The sequence below is a fragment of the Vibrio sp. B1REV9 genome, from assembly GCF_905175395.2.
In the GTDB taxonomy this organism is placed as follows: domain Bacteria; phylum Pseudomonadota; class Gammaproteobacteria; order Enterobacterales; family Vibrionaceae; genus Vibrio; species Vibrio alfacsensis.
The window spans coordinates 344,223-364,347 of the sequence record NZ_HG992746.1 but is presented as its reverse complement, the minus strand read 5'-3'; the positions used below and the strand labels follow the sequence as shown (position 1 = coordinate 364,347).

At 44.1% G+C, this 20,125-nt stretch carries 18 protein-coding genes and 1 pseudogene; 9 read left to right on the top strand and 10 right to left on the bottom strand.

Annotated features, from left to right (window positions below; genetic code table 11):
• Window positions 1–41 precede the first annotated feature (41 nt).
• Entirely contained in the window at window positions 42–476 is a 435-nt protein-coding gene (locus KHN78_RS15830; protein WP_211917076.1) for a GNAT family N-acetyltransferase, read from the bottom strand.
• 358 nt (window positions 477–834) lie between these two features.
• Here KHN78_RS15830 and KHN78_RS15825 point away from each other — a divergent pair, with 358 nt between their 5' ends.
• The 4 genes from KHN78_RS15825 to KHN78_RS15810 all read left to right on the top strand — a co-directional run bounded on the left by KHN78_RS15825 (window position 835) and on the right by KHN78_RS15810 (window position 5,466).
• The gene (locus KHN78_RS15825) at window positions 835–2,091 is read left to right on the top strand and encodes an aromatic amino acid transport family protein (protein ID WP_211917073.1); all 1,257 of its coding nucleotides are present in this window, start codon (window positions 835–837) and stop codon (window positions 2,089–2,091) included.
• A gap of 546 nt (window positions 2,092–2,637) precedes the next feature.
• On the top strand, window positions 2,638–2,925 hold the full coding sequence (locus KHN78_RS15820; RefSeq protein WP_211917071.1) for a hypothetical protein: 288 nt from the start codon (window positions 2,638–2,640) through the stop codon (window positions 2,923–2,925).
• Window positions 2,926–3,228: 303 nt separating this feature from the next.
• Window positions 3,229–5,007, top strand: coding sequence for a S8 family peptidase (locus KHN78_RS15815; RefSeq protein WP_211917069.1), 1,779 nt, complete (start codon window positions 3,229–3,231; stop codon window positions 5,005–5,007).
• A 12-nt stretch (window positions 5,008–5,019) separates the two neighbouring features.
• Window positions 5,020–5,466: a hypothetical protein gene (locus KHN78_RS15810; RefSeq protein ID WP_211917067.1), complete on the top strand. Its 447-nt coding sequence runs from the start codon at window positions 5,020–5,022 to the stop codon at window positions 5,464–5,466.
• Between the two features lie 101 nt (window positions 5,467–5,567).
• On the opposite strand, the gene KHN78_RS15805 is transcribed toward KHN78_RS15810, so the two are convergent.
• The 4 genes and pseudogenes from KHN78_RS15805 to KHN78_RS15790 all read right to left on the bottom strand — a co-directional run bounded on the left by KHN78_RS15805 (window position 5,568) and on the right by KHN78_RS15790 (window position 9,263).
• Window positions 5,568–5,804, bottom strand: a complete 237-nt coding sequence (locus KHN78_RS15805) for a hypothetical protein (protein ID WP_211917065.1) — start codon at window positions 5,802–5,804, stop codon at window positions 5,568–5,570.
• A 23-nt stretch (window positions 5,805–5,827) separates the two neighbouring features.
• Window positions 5,828–7,116 (bottom strand): annotated as a pseudogene (locus tag KHN78_RS15800) (alkaline phosphatase).
• A 259-nt stretch (window positions 7,117–7,375) separates the two neighbouring features.
• Window positions 7,376–8,623, bottom strand: coding sequence for a sensor histidine kinase (locus KHN78_RS15795; RefSeq protein WP_211917063.1), 1,248 nt, complete (start codon window positions 8,621–8,623; stop codon window positions 7,376–7,378).
• Window positions 8,595–9,263: a response regulator transcription factor gene (locus KHN78_RS15790; RefSeq protein WP_128813012.1), complete on the bottom strand. Its 669-nt coding sequence runs from the start codon at window positions 9,261–9,263 to the stop codon at window positions 8,595–8,597. Before KHN78_RS15790 ends, KHN78_RS15795 begins: the two co-directional genes overlap by 29 nt.
• A 90-nt stretch (window positions 9,264–9,353) precedes the next feature.
• Here KHN78_RS15790 and KHN78_RS15785 point away from each other — a divergent pair, with 90 nt between their 5' ends.
• Together KHN78_RS15785 and KHN78_RS15780 are read left to right on the top strand one after the other, a co-directional pair.
• Window positions 9,354–10,583 (top strand): DUF5666 domain-containing protein, encoded by a 1,230-nt coding sequence (locus KHN78_RS15785; RefSeq protein ID WP_211917061.1) that lies wholly within the window; start codon window positions 9,354–9,356, stop codon window positions 10,581–10,583.
• 104 nt (window positions 10,584–10,687) lie between these two features.
• Window positions 10,688–11,026, top strand: a complete 339-nt coding sequence (locus KHN78_RS15780) for a DUF5666 domain-containing protein (RefSeq protein WP_223917812.1) — start codon at window positions 10,688–10,690, stop codon at window positions 11,024–11,026.
• Between the two features lie 78 nt (window positions 11,027–11,104).
• Here the strand turns inward: KHN78_RS15780 and KHN78_RS15775 are convergent, their stop codons facing one another.
• From KHN78_RS15775 to KHN78_RS15760, 4 genes are all read right to left on the bottom strand, one after another.
• A complete protein-coding gene (locus KHN78_RS15775) occupies window positions 11,105–12,148 on the bottom strand; it encodes a Preprotein translocase subunit SecY (protein ID WP_211917059.1) in 1,044 nt (347 codons plus the stop codon).
• A gap of 236 nt (window positions 12,149–12,384) precedes the next feature.
• Window positions 12,385–13,737 carry a molecular chaperone gene (gene yegD, locus KHN78_RS15770; RefSeq protein WP_211917057.1) on the bottom strand — a complete coding sequence of 451 codons (1,353 nt, stop codon included), beginning with the start codon at window positions 13,735–13,737 and terminating at the stop codon, window positions 12,385–12,387.
• Between the two features lie 175 nt (window positions 13,738–13,912).
• Complete coding sequence (locus KHN78_RS15765) at window positions 13,913–14,539, bottom strand: hypothetical protein (protein WP_211917055.1); 627 nt, start codon at window positions 14,537–14,539, stop codon at window positions 13,913–13,915.
• Between the two features lie 485 nt (window positions 14,540–15,024).
• A complete protein-coding gene (locus tag KHN78_RS15760) occupies window positions 15,025–15,345 on the bottom strand; it encodes a DOPA 4,5-dioxygenase family protein (RefSeq protein WP_211917053.1) in 321 nt (106 codons plus the stop codon).
• Between the two features lie 524 nt (window positions 15,346–15,869).
• Here KHN78_RS15760 and pdhA point away from each other — a divergent pair.
• Genes pdhA through KHN78_RS15745 form a run of 3 tightly spaced genes read left to right on the top strand, consistent with a single transcriptional unit; the run spans window position 15,870 to window position 19,079 of the window.
• Window positions 15,870–16,964 (top strand): pyruvate dehydrogenase (acetyl-transferring) E1 component subunit alpha, encoded by a 1,095-nt coding sequence (gene pdhA / locus KHN78_RS15755; RefSeq protein ID WP_211917050.1) that lies wholly within the window; start codon window positions 15,870–15,872, stop codon window positions 16,962–16,964.
• Window positions 16,957–17,940 carry an alpha-ketoacid dehydrogenase subunit beta gene (locus KHN78_RS15750; RefSeq protein ID WP_211917048.1) on the top strand — a complete coding sequence of 328 codons (984 nt, stop codon included), beginning with the start codon at window positions 16,957–16,959 and terminating at the stop codon, window positions 17,938–17,940. Before pdhA ends, KHN78_RS15750 begins: the two co-directional genes overlap by 8 nt.
• The gene (locus tag KHN78_RS15745; protein WP_211917046.1) at window positions 17,937–19,079 is read left to right on the top strand and encodes a dihydrolipoamide acetyltransferase family protein; all 1,143 of its coding nucleotides are present in this window, start codon (window positions 17,937–17,939) and stop codon (window positions 19,077–19,079) included. The genes KHN78_RS15750 and KHN78_RS15745 overlap by 4 nt, the downstream gene beginning before the upstream one ends.
• Before the next feature lie 79 nt (window positions 19,080–19,158).
• Here the strand turns inward: KHN78_RS15745 and KHN78_RS15740 are convergent, their stop codons facing one another.
• The gene (locus KHN78_RS15740) at window positions 19,159–20,124 is read right to left on the bottom strand and encodes an electron transfer flavoprotein subunit alpha/FixB family protein (RefSeq protein WP_211917044.1); all 966 of its coding nucleotides are present in this window, start codon (window positions 20,122–20,124) and stop codon (window positions 19,159–19,161) included.
• Window position 20,125: the final 1 nt, after the last annotated feature.

Genomic DNA, 20,125 nt, shown 5'->3' with positions numbered 1-20,125 from the left:
TGCACTCATTAGGTGCGAGGTTGAATCACAGAAGTGCAGCGTTAACGGGTCAGTTGCATCACAAGCCTAGGTTCTCCATCGCCGAAGTAATTGTCTTCTTCTTCAATCACCCTAAAACCGATAGAACAATAGAGTTGATAAGCAGGAGCATTGTTCGGATCAACCGTGAGTTTCACTGAAGACCCAACTTCGATTTGACTGATCGCATCCTCAACCAGTAAACGAGCGATTCCTTGCCCGCGATATTTCGTCGCCACCGCTAACGACAAAATCCAGTAAACACGTTGTTCCAAACTTGGCGTTAAAAGAACGTAACCCGCTACATCTTGCGCCTGTTTTGCCACCATCAAGCCACGACTCCAACAGTCATAAGCTTGTCGAATGAAAAACTGAGGGTATGAATGATCACCAAAAAGCTGGTGTTCCAATTGGTATACAGCATCGAGATCCGTTTTCTCTGCATATGATATTTTCACGTTAAACTTCCTGAATCATAATTTTCGACAATATACCCAAAGCGCGTTCGAGTATAAAGAGCATGCACAGTGCACCAAGTTTGATATCACTAACCTCACCTTACGACACTAACAAACCCTATAATGAACAAACATTAACCACAACATCAACGACTGAAAAATAGTAAAAATTCATAATATAACTTCAAAATCACACGCAAACACCGATATTAAATATCGCATTTTTTAAAAATTCATGGCTCGATAGTTTACATCGATAGCAATTCACTAGCACGATTCACCACATACCACATGTGATATCAATCACTAAAGCAGATAACATCCGCGCGATTATTATTTCTATACAAGCGACTCTTAAGTGAAAGAATCTCAAGAAACACTATCTTTTAGTGACGTAAACACAACAAACTCATGGACTAAGCACGATACACACTGGTTATTGAGCTTATTTGGCACTGCCGTTGGTGCGGGCATTTTATTCTTACCGATTAACTTAGGAATTGGTGGGTTTTGGCCTTTAGTCGTTATGGCGATTCTTGCCTACCCAATGACCTACTGGGCACACCGAGGACTAGCACGTTTTGTATTGTCTTCAAAAATTAAAAATGCCGATTTTACTGATGTGGTAGAAGAACACTTTGGTGCGAAAGCAGGTCGTATGATTTCGCTGCTGTACTTCCTATCGATCTTTCCAATTCTTCTTATCTATGGCGTTGGCATCACCAACACTGTCGATAGCTTTATGGTCAATCAGGCAGGAATCGAGCCTTTACCACGCGCACTACTATCTGGTGTGTTGGTTTTTAGCTTAATCTCAATCATGATGGCTGGCGAAAAAGTCATGCTGCGTGCTTTTGCCATGATGGTTTATCCACTGGTAGCGATCTTAGCGTTTCTTTCTCTCTACCTTGTTCCAAACTGGCAAGCACCGGTTCTTGATGCGCCAGAGTGGTCTTCATTTGCGAGCACGATGTGGCTTGCCATTCCAGTTGTAATTTTTTCTTTCAGCCATGCAGCGGCGATTTCAAGCTTTTCGAATGTTCAACGTCGTCATTATGGTGCAGATGCCGATGCGAAATCCGAGCTAATCCTACGTCGTACAAGCATCATGCTTATCGCGTTCGTTTTGCTGTTCGTCTTCTCATGCGTACTTGCACTGTCACCAGAGCAACTAGCAGAAGCAAAAGCGCAAAATGTTTCAGTATTGTCGTACTTAGCCAACGCAACCGATAATCCGTTTATTGCAACACTTGGTCCTTTGGTTGCATTTGTCGCGATCACTTCATCATTCCTCGGTCACTTTCTAGGTGCACGAGAAAGCTTAAACGGCCTGATCAGCAAACATTCGTCTATGCCGCCAGTGCGCATTGATAAAATCAGTGTGGTGATACTTTTTGTATCGATTTGGGTGGCAGCAATTATGAACCCAAGCATTTTAGGTATGATGGAAGCATTATCTGGCCCCGTGATTGCCATGATTCTATTCATTATGCCAATGCTGGCTGTATACAAAGTGAAAGCGTTGCATCAATACCGTGGAAAAGTATCCACCTACTTTGTAATGCTAACGGGCATTGTTGCGGTAAGTGCGCTAATTTTTAGCTTATTGAGCTAGCTGGGATAACGTAAGATGGATTTTCAGGGGAATACCTTAACATTTATTGGTAATTCCCTGAATTTTTCTTGTTATTTTTAGACTCATCTAATTCAGTGGGTAACTCGGTTAGAATAAGATGAAAGTACCCGCCATCATTATGATTGAAGCAATACAAGTGCGGCCAATAATACCGAAGTGGGATGGTTGAATCATTTCATTGTGCATAGGCAAACTCCATTTTTATGAACAAAGCCAATTTACTTTGGCTTACTATCACTATGTATAAAAACGCATTTTTTCACAACCACAATAAAATGAAACTTTTATGACAGTAAGATGATCTTTTGCATAATGCTGAAGATTTCCCAATGCATCCCCCCTTTCTAAACACCCTTAAGAGTAAGATTCTCTGCAGATAACCACTCTCTTTGCGACACGTCACATTAGCTAACAACTAAAGTCGCACCATCTTCCTAATTGCATTTTGTTAGTTGCACCGCCCATCTCTCAAAATGTATCCTTGAAAACACATACATTCACTCCTAACAAAGCCTCGGAAAAACCATGAATAAATCTCTCATTGTTGTGGCCATTGCATCACTGCTTTCAACCGCCTGTAGTAACCAACAGGCCGCTCAACTCGGCATGAGAGGCAGCAGTGTTAATGTCTATGCGCAGCAAATGAGTAACATGCAATTATGTGAAACTCTGTATTACAAGCGTCCATCCAACCAAACTCATGTTGCCATTGGTGCGGAGTTCAATCGCCGTGGGCTTAACAAGCGTTGGTGTGATTCAGAATACAAACAACTCTATGTAGAAAAAGTGGTAAACAGTGTTCTCAGAAAATAAGAACAAGTCCCTACAAACTCTAAGGCAACTATACAACCTGCCATATAAGAGCGCTCTTATAATAAGAAACAGCAAATCTCGCTAAATTTGCTGTGTTTTTTCAGATTAACACTTTTCTCAGTTATCTAGATTTCAACGTAATTTCAAGTCGTTATCATTAGTTTAAAGCCATGCGTCGAAAATTTGACGTAAACAGAATGTAAGCGGTTTTCATCTTTATAGTTACCCACTAGCTTTGTTTAGACCTGTTTAAAGGAGTATCAAACAGGAATAAAAATTCCAAACAAAGACATGAGGTCACAAATGGAAACACGTATAAATCGCCTATTTGCAGCAATGCTAGCGATAGGCCTTTCTCCTGCCGTTTCGGCATACGATCCGCTCTATTCTGAGCAATGGCATCTAAACAACATCGGACAAACCGCCTATGCAGCTAACCCAGGCTTAGCTGGTAACGATTTAAACACTCAGCTAACTCAAGCGATGGGTATCGCCGGTGTAGGGATCAAAGTCGCTGTCATCGACTCTGGTGTTCAAATTGATCACCCAGATCTTGCCGGTAACGTCGTTCCTGGGAGTCGAAACTTTATTGAAGACTCCCCATTCCCTGACCACTACCCTGTCGATACTAATGGGCATGGTACTGCTGTTGCGGGTTTAATTAGCGCCGTTGGGAATAACGGTGAAGGTGGACGTGGTGTTGCTTCACGTTCTTCACTGATGGGCTTCAACTGGTTGTCTAGTCAAACACTTGAAGGGTGGTTGATTTCCCATGGCGCTGATTCATCAACTAACGATGTTCGCGTCTTCAACCAGAGTTATGGCTTTAGCCCAATAAATCCCATTTCATTCGACGAGAATGATCCTCAGTTCAAACTTGAAATGGATGTGATGAAAAACGTCAGCGAAGGCAATGCTTGGGGCCGTGGTGCACTCTTTGTTAAGTCTGCAGGCAACGGCTATCGTTATTTCAACACAGGTCGATATTTTGTATTGCCTGGGGACTTCTTTGTTGGTGGTGCTAACCAAGGGCTACCAATGCACAACTCTGCTCAGTCTTATGACAACTCGAGTTACTACAACCTCGTGACGAGCGCACTGCGTGCAGATGGTACGCGTGCAAGCTACTCATCGGTTGGATCTAATGTTTGGGTGGCCGCTCCTGCGGGAGAATATGGCCAAGATTTCCCCGCAATGGTTACGACTGACCTAATGGGTTGTGACGAGGGGCAAAATACGAGCGCAGGCCTTGGTATAAATGGGCTTCATGGTGGTACCGAACAAGATCCAAACTGTAATTACACCAGTACCATGAACGGAACCTCATCCGCTGCACCGAATACCTCTGGTGCGATTGCAGCCATTATGTCAACAAACCACGCGCTAACTGCACGTGATGTCCGTGCCTTGCTGGCTGAAACCGCAAGCGTAACGGATGCAGAGCACCCTGGTGTCCAACTAGAGTTCGTGAATAACCAAGGCGAATTAGTTAGCTATGAAGCCATCTCTCCATGGCATAAGAACGCGGCTGGTGTCGACTTCCACGCATTCTATGGCTTTGGTGCGGTGAATCTAGACGAGGCAATGAAACGTGCTCGAATGACAAATAACGTTCTACCTGCACAAATTATCACTCCTTGGGCAAGCAATACTGCTCAAGTCAGTGTTCCTGATGCGAGTCTAGAGGGAGGTTCTTCTTCTATTTCGCTGACAGATGACCTTACGGTTGAATCTGTGCAAGTTAAGCTCACTCTTGAGCATTCACGCTTACCTGATCTTGCGATCGAGTTGATTTCTCCATCAGGGACTCGCTCGGTCTTACAAACGCCACGCAACGGCTTAGTCGGTCAATCACTCGATCCGAGCATCGTAGGCTATGAAGATCAACTGATGCTCTCCAACCAGTTTTATGGTGAGAATGCAAAAGGTGAATGGACACTGCGTGCTATCGACACCAACGGTGATGAAGTATTCTCATTCATTGCCTACTTTAACTCTTCTGCTATCTACGATGTACCGATGGCAAACAACGCAAAACCGGGTGTTATCAAAAACTGGTCAATGCGTATCTTTGGTCACTAAGGAGTCATTCACATGAAATTTATGACATTTTCTATTCTGGCTCTGTCTACGGTTGCGGCAGCAGCAAGCGCCGAGCAGCAATTAGCACAGCAGCCGTCACCAGATCTGTTTGTTGCCTCTGATGCCGTTGAGATCAATGGACATGACTATCGAAAACTATCAGTAAACAATTTGTCTAAAGCGGCAGAACTGCACGCAGGTGATGAGGTGTTTAAGAATGCGTTTAGTAACGTATCTAAAGCCACTGGCCTTATCTTTGTGACCGTTAATAACCCTACAGACGCTAAATCAGTCGCCAAAGCACTTAAACTCGAAGTAGTTTTCGCACAAGGTGAATCCGCAGTGTTTCGCGCCTCTGACGGCCAAGATCTTCTTGCTATCAGCGATTACTTAAACGCAGACAGCCGAGTAAAAGCATCGAAAATTGAACTTAATAGCGGGAAATTCCGTGCACAATAAATCTCTAACAAAAGACGTTGGCTAAAAAGATTGGTATTTCACCAATAAGTAACAGTGCCTCAGCAATTACTGAGGCACTTTTATCTAAAACAGACACGACGTTAGACGTAAGTATCAACGTGATTCATTTTACTCACGATTTTTTCGCCATCAATTCGACGAACCACGATCCCGTCATCATTTTTAATCACCATCATTGGCTTACCTGTTTGAGCACTTAACTCTGCACTTACGCCAAGTTGATTCGCTTTGAAAGCAAGGTTCATATATCGATTTGCATTTTTTAAGTCGACCTGACCACGAGTCGCATAAATGTTAGTTTTCTTATCTACTTGCATAACATCCCCTTTTCTTTCAAGCTTTACTGGATAAATCCAATTAACTTCTTCGCGATATCGGTATTATTTTGCGAACCAACAAAAACGTCAGCACCTTTACCATAGCTAAACACTTGCACATCTACCGCCGTATGCCCTTTCGTTGTCCAACCTGTATAGCTCTGTTGGTTGATGATCGCTTTAACTTGGCGGTAAAGCGCGACAGCTGGCTCTTCACTTTTTTTAGCGGTCACCAACTGCTGAATTTGTTCCTCGGTCAACGCCCAATCTACTGACTCACGCCATGTTTTTTGCATATCATTCGCTTTAGCAAGAGACATTGCTAGGGGCCATGCGGTTTGGCGAACGCCTTTAATGACGTCCGTATTCCATTTATATTTTCCGTTTGCACCAATCGTTAAGCCCCCCGTCGAATGATCAGCGGTAACGACGAGCAGTGTATCCGGATGGGCATCTACGTAAGCTTTCGCCAGTGCAATTGACTTAGCAAAATCATCCATTTCAGCCATCGCACATGCAATGTCATTTGCATGCCCGCACCAATCGATTTGGCTGCCCTCAATCATTACGAAAAATCCTACATCTTGGCGCTGCAACAGAGAAAGTGCTTTATTAGTCATGACCTCTAGGCGATTGGGGTTTTCATCCAACGCAAAAGGAAAGGCTTTATCTGCAAACAGCCCTATAGCCGGAAGCGTTTGCAAAGATGGCAATGCATCAAAATCAGAAACATACTGATACCCTTGCAGTTGAAATTCTTCCACTAGATTCCGGTCTTCACGTTCAAAATAACGCACGCCGCCACCAAGTAGAAGATCAACCGGAAGTTGGTCGCTCACTTTATTATCAATATAGTCATCCGCAATTTCATCGTAGTTCCTTCTCGACTCATTATGTGCGGCAAAACTTGCTGGCGTTGCATGGTTAATTTGTGACGTTGCTACTAAGCCGGTCACCATTCCTTGCTCTTTTGCCATTTCTAGCATGGTTTTGACAGGTTTTTTCTCCACATCGACGGCGACCGCTCCATTATAGCTTTTGATGCCGCTGCTTAGTGCCGTTGCACTTGCTGCACTATCTGTGACTACGGTATCGTCATCTGGATAGTTTTTGCCATACCTACCAAAATAGAATCAAAAATCGTCGTCTCAATTTCTTTGGTATCTGGATTATCATGATAGTAACGATAGGCAGTAGTAAAGGCAGGCCCCATTCCATCGCCAATCATATAGATGATATTTTTGGGCCCATCACTAGAAAACGCAGAGCTTGAAAACAAGCATGCTGTAATTAAAGTGTATTTCAGTTTCATTTCTCGTCCATGATATTGCTTTTTATACATTCGTCGCGGTGCGCTTGCGAAAAATTAATCCATGTAGCGCATTAACAAATACTATCATGCAGTTAAGATGAAACTTGGTGTTCGCTCATAATTTTACAACGCACATCATTCCTAGAGTAACTTTCCGTAAATCCTCAATATGAAAGCATACCTCAAGGCGAACAAGCTACGAAAAAGCCAGAGACGATACTCTGGCTTAGTTTAAAACGGATAGTTAGTCGAGATAGCGTTATGACTGTTTAGTAAAATCCACAATCGCGGTAAATTTGATACCATCGTCTTCCAGTGAAAATGACCAATTCATTCTTTCACATATGCGTTGCACAATCACCAACCCACAACCATAACCTGCATTGTAAGTTTCATTGCCATCGTGTCGGTTTGCGATGGTTAGTCGTGTACCATTCAAGTCAATTTCTATGTCCCCGATACTATAGCTAAATGCATTCTTTATCAGGTTATTAATGACTATCGTCACGAAGCTCTCTGGTGCATACACAACGCCACTCTGTACTTCCGACAATACATAGGAGGAATCTTGCCTTGCAAACAATGGCGCCAATTCATTCAATTGGTGACTTAAACAATGGATCAAGGCATGCTCACCATAATGTTGTGACTCGACTTTCTCTTTACCAAGTAATAAGAACGCTTCTGTCAGTATACGCATTTCTTCACATGCACTTTGCATACGAGCAATCGCTTTTTTCGCGACTCTCGGTTGATCTGGCACCTTGGCTAAGATGTCAGTAGAGCCTTGAATGATCATAATTGGCGTGCGCAGTTCATGAGAGGCAAATCGACTAAATTCTTGTTCACGACGAAAGAAAGCAGCGATATCCACTTTGCTACTTAATAGCGTTTGTTCGATATGGCGTGTTTCACTGAATTTGGTATCAATTTGGAACACTGGCTGATCTGGCGGCATTTTGCCAATCTTGTCTTCAATTTGGGATAATGGACGAGACAAACTGCGCACCATATAAATACTGTACGCCATAATAATGAGCAAAAACATGCCACCCAACACCAACGTCACTTGGTGCAACGAGCTCTCATATTCATCCAAATAGTCATCGGAGTCATCTTGGAAAACGATGTACATCACCCCCTCACCAGAAGGGTGATCGAATACAACGAAATGCTTATCCTCGGATCCTAAGAGGTATTCATAAAACCCCGGTTTCTTAAATGATAACATCCAACTTGGTGTAGGGGCTTCACTCCAATAGGAGTCAAACTCCAACACATTTGGCAACGGTGCATCCCAGCCAAGCTTTTTATAGTTTTCTTGATAAAGCGCGGCTTCGGTATCTAACCAGTGATGCAAGCTCAGAACTTCTAGTTTGTTTTCAGCCACGTAAATCAATGACCAAAATAACGTGAACATGACAAGTGTCATTAGTCCAAAACCCCAACGTATTTTGCGATAAATACTTGGGTATTCGTTATGCTTTGAGTCGGTAACCTTGTCCATGAATAGTCTCTAATCGGGATTCATCAAAGCCTTTGTCTAAGGCGGTTCTCAAGCCATAAATGTGACTACGCAGAGCATCGCTACCAGGAGGTTCATCACCCCAAACATTATCAATCACTTCATTACGAGAAACGGTTGCAGGGGCTCTCTTAATGAGTAACTTGAGAATTTTAGTTTGAATGCGGCTCAATTTGATCATCTGCCCCATTCTGGTCACTTGATCTGTGCGAGCATCTAACTGAATATCCGCAAACTTCAGTGTTCCGATATCCTGTCTTGGACCACGATTCGCCAGTGCATGAACTCGTAAACTGAGCTCTTGCATAGCAAATGGCTTCATTAGGTAATCATCACCACCCGCATGAAAAGCAGCAATTTTGTCATCCAACGTATCTTTAGCGGTTAAGAATAGAATCGGCGTACCGCACAACTGCTCTTGGCGTAATTTTTGTACAGTACTTATGCCATCGAGTTTTGGCATCATGATATCCATTATGATGACATCGTAATGGTTTTCTTTAACTAAATTTAGCGCAGCCTCTCCATGATAAGCGCAATCAATTGTCATTCCTTCGAGCTCTAGATAATCCGCAATGGTTTCGGAAACATTGTGGTTATCATCAACAATTAAAATTTTCATAGGGCTCACGTTTCTTCACGAACACTTCACGATATGAAACATAAGATACAACCAAATTAATAAATAAGCTTTCAAATTTAGGTCGATATCATGAAAAAACTGTTACTTGTCTCTGCTGTAGGTCTTGCGTTGTCTGGTTGTGGCGGCGGTTCTGGTGGTGGCAATAATGACAACAATGGTGGTTCAGTGACGCCACCAGCCAAGGTAAATACAGTAACCGGCTCTATCGATGCTGTTAATACAGCCAAGAATTCGATCACGGTTAATGGTCGTGAGTTTGTCGTTGGTAAAGCTATGTTTAACAATGAGCAAGTATCAAATTTCGTTGTTTCATCAAGCTTGAAAGATATGACAGTTCAAGTAGATACGTCAGCAGTAAAACAGACGGCTACTGTGACTCTAGAGCCAACAATGACGGGTGAAATCACCGCAATAGATCATGTAAAAAATACATTCACGATCAACGGACTCGAACTTCATTTTGCTGGTTTAAGTTCAGAAATTGGTTTGAATGACTGGGTTATGGTCTCCAGTCTTCCTGTTGCTCCAACTGCAGAAAATGGCAACCAAAGTTACAAAGTGCTTTCTGTGATCAAGTTTGATATGGACGGTGTACGTGTTGATGAAATCGAAGGCCAAGTATCTAGCATCAATGCGAATGACAATACATTCAAAATCGGTGCAATTACAATTTCTTACTCGAACATAGATAACCTAACTAATGGCCTTTGGGTTGAAGTTGAAGGTACGTTCGATGAAAGCAGTAAAAAATTTATTGCTACCGAAGTAGAAATTGATGGATATGATAATCAAATCGGTGAAAACGAAGTAGAAGGCATCGTTACTTGGGTAAGCAAAGACAAGAGTGCATTTGAGTTAAATAGCCGCGGTACGTTCACGGTTAGTCCTATCACGCAATTTGAAGACGGCTCAAAGCAAAATCTAAAACTAGGCGGTGAAGTGGAAGTCGTATATTCCAACAAATCAGGACAACTTGTTGCTCTAGAAGTTGAATTTGAAAACACCGGTGATGACAATGATGACCTATGGGAACAGAACGAATTTGAATGTTCAGGCTTAGTCGTCAATTACTCTGAGCACCCTGTTGGCGTTAGTGCATCATTTGATATTGAAGATCTAAGCCCGAATGAAAATCACGGCGTTGATTGTCGCAACATTACTATCAACAAGAGTAATGCTGTATTTGAGGATAACCTATCATTCAACAATCTAAACAATGAAAAAGTTGAAGTTGAAGGTATTACTATCAATGGCCAAAAAGTCGCCCTTGAAGTAGAAGCTTGGGAAGCTGACGATTAATACCCCTATCAAAGCACCACACGCGTGGTGCTTTTTTCATTTGTGCGGATTGATACTTTCTCAACTACCCTATTTTAAATACGTACAACCAAATGAAGGATTAAATGATGCGTAAAATCACACTGCCACTATTCTTACTTTTCGGCGCTTGTGTTTCTTCAGCTAGCTTTGCGGCAACTCAAACAGACAATACTCCAGAACGACTTGAATCTTTTGAGTGCTCTGGCTTAGTCAATAGTTATGATGCCGATACTCGCAGCTTTGTGCTTTCATGCCAAGCAGAACATGTACCAGACTTTCAAACAAAAACCGTAATGATCGATGACGATACACAAATCACCGGCATTCAAGAATCAAACTTGGACGGAGCAACGGTAGAAGTCGAAGGCGTAGTGACTGGTGGTAAAAATCTTGCCAAAGAAATAGAACTATCTGACGACTAAGCGACTTAAAATCGAACATATTTAAGATAAAAAAAGAGCACCACTTTATGAAGTGATGCTCTTTTTAATATCTTACCGTTAAGCTGCTTCTGCTTGACCAATCCAATGATAGTGGTGATTCGCTTTCTTACCAACTAAACCCAGTTCTGTTAACTCTTCAAATATCTTATCGACCTCTTCTGAAGAAAGTCGGAACTGTTTGGCCACCGCTTTTTTGGTGCAAGTAACTTGATGGTTTTTTAGTGCATCACTCACTTGTTCGAACAAGGTTTTGGGCGCCTCTGGCTCAACGCTTTCGTGTTGCAACTCAGAGGTTTCTTCCTCTTTTATATGGGGTAGATAACCTGCAGGCTCCATTTCAATGTCACGGACTGTTGCTAACGTAATGCCACCATGACGACGGTAATAATGACGGAAACGCTGCTCTTCACCAATCAAACCAACAAAGAAAGCGGCAAAGAAGTCCAGCAATATTGAAAGGAACACAACCAGCCCCAGTTGAGCTTGAGATGACGTTGTACCGAATGCTTTTGCTAAGCTATCAATCAAGCCAATGACCGAACCTTGAGCCACAGGTGGCAAACTATCACGTTCCATGGCAAGGCGTTGCTGCTCTTCACGTAGCGTTTTGTTTTGCTCTTGAATACGCGTTACACCCGTCGCAATACGCTCCATTTCAATGTACTTTTGCGCCGCCATGTTGTTTAGCTCTATTTGATTGTCGATCGCTGCAATTTGACGGTTATACGATTCTACTTTCGCCTGCTCTACCGAAATGTGGCTTTGCGCGGTATTCGTGGCACTATTGATACCACCGATACTGCCACCAATAGAGATAGCCGCAAGAACCAAATAGAACACGAGTGCAGTGATGGCTCCAGTATAATTTCGATGAGCACGACGCTCTCCGTATTCATACCACGCGTAAAACTTACCCGCTTCGAAAATGATAGCCAAACCACCAAATAGCGTTTGCATCATTGGGTTGTCATCAATCGACAAAAACAGTAAAAGAGAAAAAATCGTCGATGCTAAAATTGCAGCGCCTGTGAATGCATAGACACTCACCATAGCGAATCGACCTTTGGGGTATCGATATCCGACTTGTTGTTCGTATTTCATTCTTGGAATTTCTTGATTTTCCTTGAAGCCCCGTCAATTCGGCACTTCAGGCAATGATAAAGGTGCGAGAGAATACCGTATCCTTACTAAGATTACTGTCATAATTCCGTTAACCCAAAGCGAACGCGGAATAGATAATCACTTTGTGGCAATAATCCACAAAAGTAGCACGTAAAATCACCGACAAAAAAGCCCTGCTCGTTTAAGAACAGGGCTTTGCAAATCGCACGCTTGAATTATTTAAAACACACTTCAGCCCAACGAGCCAATCCTGCCGTTACTGAGCCAAAGTAATTGCCACTGACAACGGGAATATTTGGCAATACCGTTTGTACTGCATCACGCAAAATAGGAGAACGCGCAGAACCGCCGGTCATAAAGATGGCATCAGGTTTTATTCCTGCTTGCTCAACGGCTTCTGTCACCAATGCAGTCATCTTGTTTTTTGGTGATTCAATCGCTTCAATCATTTCATCACGTTGAACATCGACTTCAATCAACTCTGATAACAAATTGATACCAGCTCGGTATGACGCTTGATCAGACAAGGCAACCTTCGCCTCTTCAGCACGACGAACGATGTTGTAACCCAAAGATTCGTGATAGACCTCAAGCAAACGAGTGAGCTTTTCAGGCTCCTGCGCTTGTTTTTGTAAAAGCTTCAAGGCAGCTAAGTTTTCACGAGAATAGAAATCACTCTGCGCTTCAACGTTATTGATGGCTATTGGATTCCAAAATTGAGTCGTTGGCATCATAATGCCCGACTCCATTTTGCTCTCCATACCAAATGGAAACATGAGCTGTTTAAATGCCAGTGCGATATCCAGATCGTTACCACCAACACGTTGACCGCTATGCGCTAGCAAACTTGCCGTACGATCCGCTTTCCCACGCCAAGAGGGTCCCATTTGAATCAACGAACAGTCTGTTGTACCACCGCCGATATCCACGACCAGAATGGTTTTATCTTCTAAAAGCGTAGCTTCGTACTCAAGACCCGCAGCAACGGGCTCGAATTGGAATTCGATATTCTTAAAACCAGCACGCTTTGCCGCTCTTAGCAGAATATTTTCCGCTTGAATATTGGCAGTATCACCACCACGACCATGAAAGTTAATTGGACGCCCAATCACCGCATCAGAAATTACTTGTTGCGCATGATTTTCAGCTTGCGATTTGATGTTGTCCATCATCGCACAGACCAGATCTTCAAAGAAACTCAGCTGAACATCACGTAAACCTGAGGCCCCTAAGAATGATTTTGGCGACTTCACGTAATAAATATCACGCGGGTCAGCCAAGTATTGATTCAAAGCCGCTTGCCCAAAGGCGATGTCTTCAGGTTCGAGTTCTATGCTCTCTTCTTGGTTAAAGTTAATTGCACGGCGCAACACTTGCTCACCCACCTGATCAAAAGGCTTGATGCTGCGGTGACGAAATAAGTGCTCGGAAACAGATTCGCGCGTTGGTGCCGCTAAGGTGGAAGGTATGTAAGGGCTATTACCCTCTAAGTTGAGCAGTTGTGGTTCACCTTGTTCCATTTTCGCCACCGAACAGTTTGCGGTGCCATAGTCAAAGCCAATATACATAAGTCCTCCCACTGACAAAAAAGGTCGGCAATGCTACCTCAACCTCAGCGGAATTACTACAATGGCAGTGCACCTTTATCGTGTTAGGTGCGCCTTATTTATAAGCAAGACTCTTAATAAGCAAGTCTCTTCATAAGAAAGCCTCTCGTAAATAAGCCTTGACCGCGTATTTACTTTAGCCTTTATCGGTAGACTCTTTCTTCATAGATGGGAGCACAAACGCGAGCAGCAAAGCCAATAGCAAGAATACTGGCGTGAACTTTAAGCCCTGCCAAATGGAATAGCCATCATGGAAAAGCCAAAAAATCCCGACCGTCAACAAATAGGCAAAATAGCTACAAAACACCAAACTGATCGCGACGAATCGAGTCCGGCTGATGATAAGAACTCGTACCAAATATTGGCTTAAAATACCGGCACAGTGTACCGCCAGTTGCCAATTAATAATAAAGCAAGCCAAGGCAACAAAACCGGCAATCAACAAGGCATCATGGGTATTTAAAATAAAATAACTCCCAAAACGACTCATAATAATGGGGTAATCACCCTCATAAACAATCGACCAAGAAATCGCATTAGCGGCAGCAACAAAGTTGGCAAAATACGCGATAGCATAGAAAGTGGTTTGAGAACTGAATGGCTGAAAGACCTCAGAACAATAGCCTTGCCACTCTTCTTGATTGGCCGTAGGGCCCACCCAGTTACGTTTTTTATTCGGCGCACGCTCAGCAAAAGCGGGGCCATTACGAAACAGCAACCAAAATATGTACAAAGACAGTGCGACTAAGAGTAGTGTTAACATACTCTCCCCCCTCAAAATTTACGTTTCCACTGCCAACGGCGTTAGGGATCGTAAACTGCACTTCCCTGATAGACTTATTCGTTTTTACTGCTCGTTGTTATTTTATACCCGATATCATTAAGCCCTTTCCACCTAGGCTGAATCACGGTAATGGATAGTTAAACACTCATTTTTACAACGAATATTCAACTCGTTTATCTCGAATAAGTACCATTAAGTTTTAGCACAGGATGGGAAAAGTTGCGTATCTAAACAGCTTTAAAGAAAAGAGCGCACACCCAAGTGACCTATACGCTCACAATATAGATTTCTTTCTGCTGTGGCCTCTATATATGTAAAACATGATATGTAAAAGTGCGTTTTATACGCAGTTACGTCACTTGGGCTGAAGCTATTTGACCGAAGTTCAATCGATATTATTGTCGTTCAAACGATATGACTTTAGCTAAAGCGATATGGCAGGATTTAGAACCGTTTGGATGATGTTACACATCAAGCTTTTCTTCGAACACGCCCAATTCACGACCTAGCCAAATCGCGCTCTCAGTATGATCACGAAGTTCTTGCTCTGTGACAGGATGGATAAGTACGGAAAATTCGCCGCGAACGGAATCAAGCCATGCGATCAATTCATCACTGACAGATTGCGCATGCAGTTCAAACATTGGCATCTTGTGTGGGCCTACCAACTTGCACACCAATGGGAATACTTGAGTCACATCTTGACGTTGTTGGTGAATCAGATCATTTAAAGATTGTGCTTTTTCTTTCTGCTGAAGAGGAAAATAAACGTGAACGTGGTACATAATTTCTCCATGAGTATCACTATGCCGCCACACTACCTACATACCTTGCCAACTTCAAGGTATCTGACTCCGTAATATGAATAGAATGCACATTGATACGATGGATTTCTCACCTAATTTTGTTGCAAATTTCTTGTCAAACCCAGTGAAACCGTTCAACTTAAAAAACTAAGAACGGCTATAAGTAGACGTTTATCCTGCAAAATTAGGGTGTAAGCAAAACTTTACTACATATTAAAACACTACTTGCAGCATAATTTAACATTTTGTTTACACTTAATGTATCTGGTTATACCAAGATTCATCACTGGATTGGGCGGTGTAGACAGTCATTACGAACAACGCCTGGCGTTTTACCAGAACACAGTTTTGCTAGAAAGACGAATGAGAGGTGACTTTCAATATAACGGCAATCCTAGGTATGACCTTTTGCGCTGATATCAAAGCCTGATTACCACGCAGACTTTGTATTAACAATGATCAGCTGCGGTCCATAAGATCTGCAGTGTCAAAAGGAGCTTGAGATGAACGTTCAGGCATTATCCATGCATCGGTTTATCGACCATGATGGAAACCTTGTCAGCCAACTGCCCTATTGGGCTGACTTAGAAACGTTAGTTGGGTTTTACCGCGATATGGTACTCACTCGAACTTACGATAATAAAGCCGTTGCTCTGCAACGCACTGGTAAATTGGGCACCTACCCCTCACACCTAGGCGCTGAAGCCATCGGCATTGCGGTTGGTCGGGCGTTGACAACCCGTGATGTATTCATCCCCTATTATAGAGACATGCCCGCAATGTGGTGTCGGGGGATTGGAATGGAAAAAAACCTGCAATATTGGGGCGGAGATGAACGCGGCAGTGATTTTTCACCCGAAAATAGCCCGATTCCTAGTCGTGATTTACCATTCTGCGTCCCCATTGCCACTCAATGTACGCACGCTGTGGGCGTTGCATCTGCTTTAAAAATCCAAGGGAATCATGAAGCAGCACTCGTGATGTGTGGTGATGGTGCAACCTCTAAAGGCGATTTTCTTGAGTCCATCAACTGTGCTGGCGCTTGGAACATCCCGTTAGTGTTTGTTGTTAACAATAACCAATGGGCGATCTCGGTTCCTCGTCGCCTCCAATGCGCAGCGGAATTTTTATCCGAGAAAGCAAACGGTGCCGGTATTCCCGGAATAACCGTGGATGGAAATGATATCGTCGCGGTGTATGACGCAACCCAAAGCGCATTAGAAAGAGCCAGAAAAGGCAAAGGTGCCACGCTCATAGAAGCAATCAGTTACCGCTTGAGTGACCACACTACCGCTGACGACGCAAGTCGTTACCGAAATGAAGATGAAGTCCAAACCGCATGGCGATATGAGCCAATTCATCGCTTGAAAAAGTTCCTAACTCTGCAAGGCCTTTGGAGTCATGAAAAAGAGCAAGCATGGCAAGAACATTGTAAACAACGAGTTGAAGAGGCCGTCCAAAACTACCTCAACATGCAAAATCAATCGCCAGAAACTGGCTTTGATTTCCTTTACGAGTCTTTACCTCAGGAGCTTCATGCTCAAAGAGACGCACTGATCAATAAAGCAATGCGAATGCAGGGAGGAAAACATGGCTGAACTCACGTTAGTTGAAGCAGTAAACCTCGCACTGCACCACGAAATGGAACGTGACCCAAGTGTAGTTTTGTTGGGTGAAGATGTCGGTGATAACGGCGGGGTATTTCGTGCAACCGTTGGCCTAAAACAGAAGTTTGGCTTAAGACGAGTGATCGATACGCCACTCGCGGAAGCGTTAATTGGCGGCGTTACGGTCGGAATGGCAACTCAAGGCTTGCGCCCTATTGCTGAATTCCAGTTTCAAGGTTTCGTCTTCCCTGCGTTAGAGCATCTCATGTGTCATGCAGCTCGAATGCGCAACCGTACTCGTGGTCGCCTCACCTGCCCTGCTGTCTTTCGTGCGCCTTTTGGTGGCGGAATCCACGCACCTGAACACCACTCCGAGAGTGTTGAAGCACTGTTCGCTCATACCGCAGGTTTTAAAGTGGTGATTCCCTCTTCGCCACAGCGCGCTTATGGGTTGTTGCTTGCCGCAATCCGAAGCAACGATCCGGTCATGTTTTTTGAACCCAAACGAATCTACCGCACCGTGAAGTCGGACGTGATCGATAACGGCGAAGCGCTGCCTTTAGATACGTGTTTTACGCTACGCAAAGGCCGTGACGTGACGTTGGTTGCCTGGGGCGCGTGCGTTGTGGAATCTCTTCAAGCAGCCCAATCCTTGTCCCGCCAAGGTATTGAAGTTGAGGTCATTGACTTAGCGAGCATCAAACCTATTGATACCGCGACCATCTTCCGTTCATTGGAAAAAACCGGACGTTTACTTGTGGTTCATGAAGCAAGCAAAACCTGTGGTGTCGGCGCCGAATTACTGGCTCGTACTGCGGAACATGCGATGTGTCTACTCAAGGCTCCGCCCAAACGCGTTACCGGCATGGACACCATCATGCCGTATTACCGCAATGAGGACTATTACATGATCCAGGAAGAAGACATCGTCATCGCAGCCCGAGAACTCATGGAGGATTGGAAATGAAAACCTTTAACTTACCCGATCTTGGAGAGGGCCTCGCTGAGTCCGAAATAGTAAAATGGCATATTAATGTTGGCGATAGCGTTAAGTTAGACCAAATTGTACTCACGGTCGAAACCGCAAAAGCCACCGTCGACGTGCCTGCGCCGTATAGCGGTCGGATTGTTAGTCGCCACGGTGAGGAAGGTGATGTCATTAACATCGGTGCGCTGTTGCTTGAAATTGATGAAACAGGTGAGCAGATAGCATCTGAAAGCAAAAAAAATGCAGATGCGGCGACCGTTGTCGGCAATGTCTCTCAACGTGCACATAGCGTGAATGTCGATGATTTTTGGGTTGGAGGTGAACATAACCTTTCATCGAACAAGCTGATCACCGCTCTACCATCCGCTCGATTATTAGCGAAAAAGCTCGGTGTTGATCTAACCCTTGTCAAAGGCAGCGGCCCAAGTGGGCTCATTGTTGATGCCGATATCTACGACGAAGCGGGCAAACAGCGCCCCGGAACAGAAGTGCTGAAAGGTGCTCGCCGTATTATGGTGACCACGATGGCCGAGTCCCATCACAATGTGGCGGCCGTCACTATTACGGAAGAAGCGGTATTAGACGGATGGAAACCCAACGAAGACATCAGTATTCGCCTCGTGCAGGCGATTGTACACGCGTGTTTAGAAGAACCCGCAATGAACGCTTGGTTCGATGCTGAAACCATGACACGTTGCGTCCATAGTACCGTCAATATTGGGGTTGCTGTGGACAGTCGTCACGGACTTTATGTGCCAGTCCTACGTCATGCTGACGAATATGAACCACAAGAAGTTCGCCAATGGTTAGATCAAACGGTAAAAGGGATCAGAGAACGAAAGATAGGTCGAGAGCAACTTCAGCACGCCACCATAACGCTTTCTAATTTTGGGGCAATAGCAGGCATTTATGCCACACCGGTTGTCACACCACCTCAAGTTGCAATCGTTGGGGCTGGTCGCATCATTGAAAAAGTGGTGATTCGTGACGGACAAACGATGACTGTCAAAGCAATGCCTCTGTCTATCACATTCGACCATAGAGCCTGCACTGGCGGGGAGGCAGCACGATTCACTAAGCTCTTGGCGGAACACTTACGAAAGCCAAGCGTTGCCTAAAATCGCAACAATTAACTTATAAAATCAGGGCTTCCGATTGGAAGCCCTATTTAGTATTACAGCTTTACTAAAACAGTCTTCAAATCTTGTCTAGTAGCTCTGGCATGATTTCAAACAAGTCGCCGACTAGCCCATAATCCGCGACTTGAAAAATCGGCGCGTCAGGATCGTTATTGATCGCAACGATGACTTTTGAATCTTTCATTCCTGCTAAATGTTGAATTGCACCGGAGATCCCAACGGCAATGTATAACTGAGGCGCTACGATTTTACCCGTCTGTCCAACTTGTAAGTCATTTGATACAAAGCCTGCATCTACCGCCGCACGCGATGCCCCAATGGCACCACCCAGTTTATCCGCCAATTGCTCCACTAACGCAAAATTCTCTTTGCTACCTAACCCTCGACCACCCGATACCACAACACTCGCGGCTGGCAGTTCTGGGCGCTCGCTCTCTACTTTTTGCTGTGATACAAACATACTGTGCGCTGCTGTAATCACATACTCAGCCATCGTAACATGCTCGACGACAGGTGCATCAGACACTGCTACCGCATCGAAAGCGGAACTCCGAATCGTCATTACTTTGATTGTATCGTCTGAGCGCACTCTAGCTAACGCGTTTCCCGCGTAAATTGGTCGTACTACCGTATCTAAAGACTCAATGGCAATAACATCAGACAGTTGACCGACATCCAAAAGTGCGGCAACGCGAGGCATAAGGTTTTTGCCAAACGTCGTTGATGGGGCCAATATGTGCGAATAGGTTTTGCCGATTTCTGCAATGAGTTCTGCTAGGTTTTCTGCTAATGCGTGTTGGTATTCTTTGGCATCGATCGCGATGATATTCGAGATGCCGTGCGCGCATTTTATCTGCTCTAACACCGCGCCGCTTTGATAGCCAACCAATAACACAGTGACGGGTAGTGATGTACCCTCATGTTGGATTTGAGACGCCGCGTTTACGGTACGTAATGTGTCCACCGACACAGACTGATTGTCGTGCTCAGCAATCACTAAGGTCGCTCGCTGTATGTTATCCATC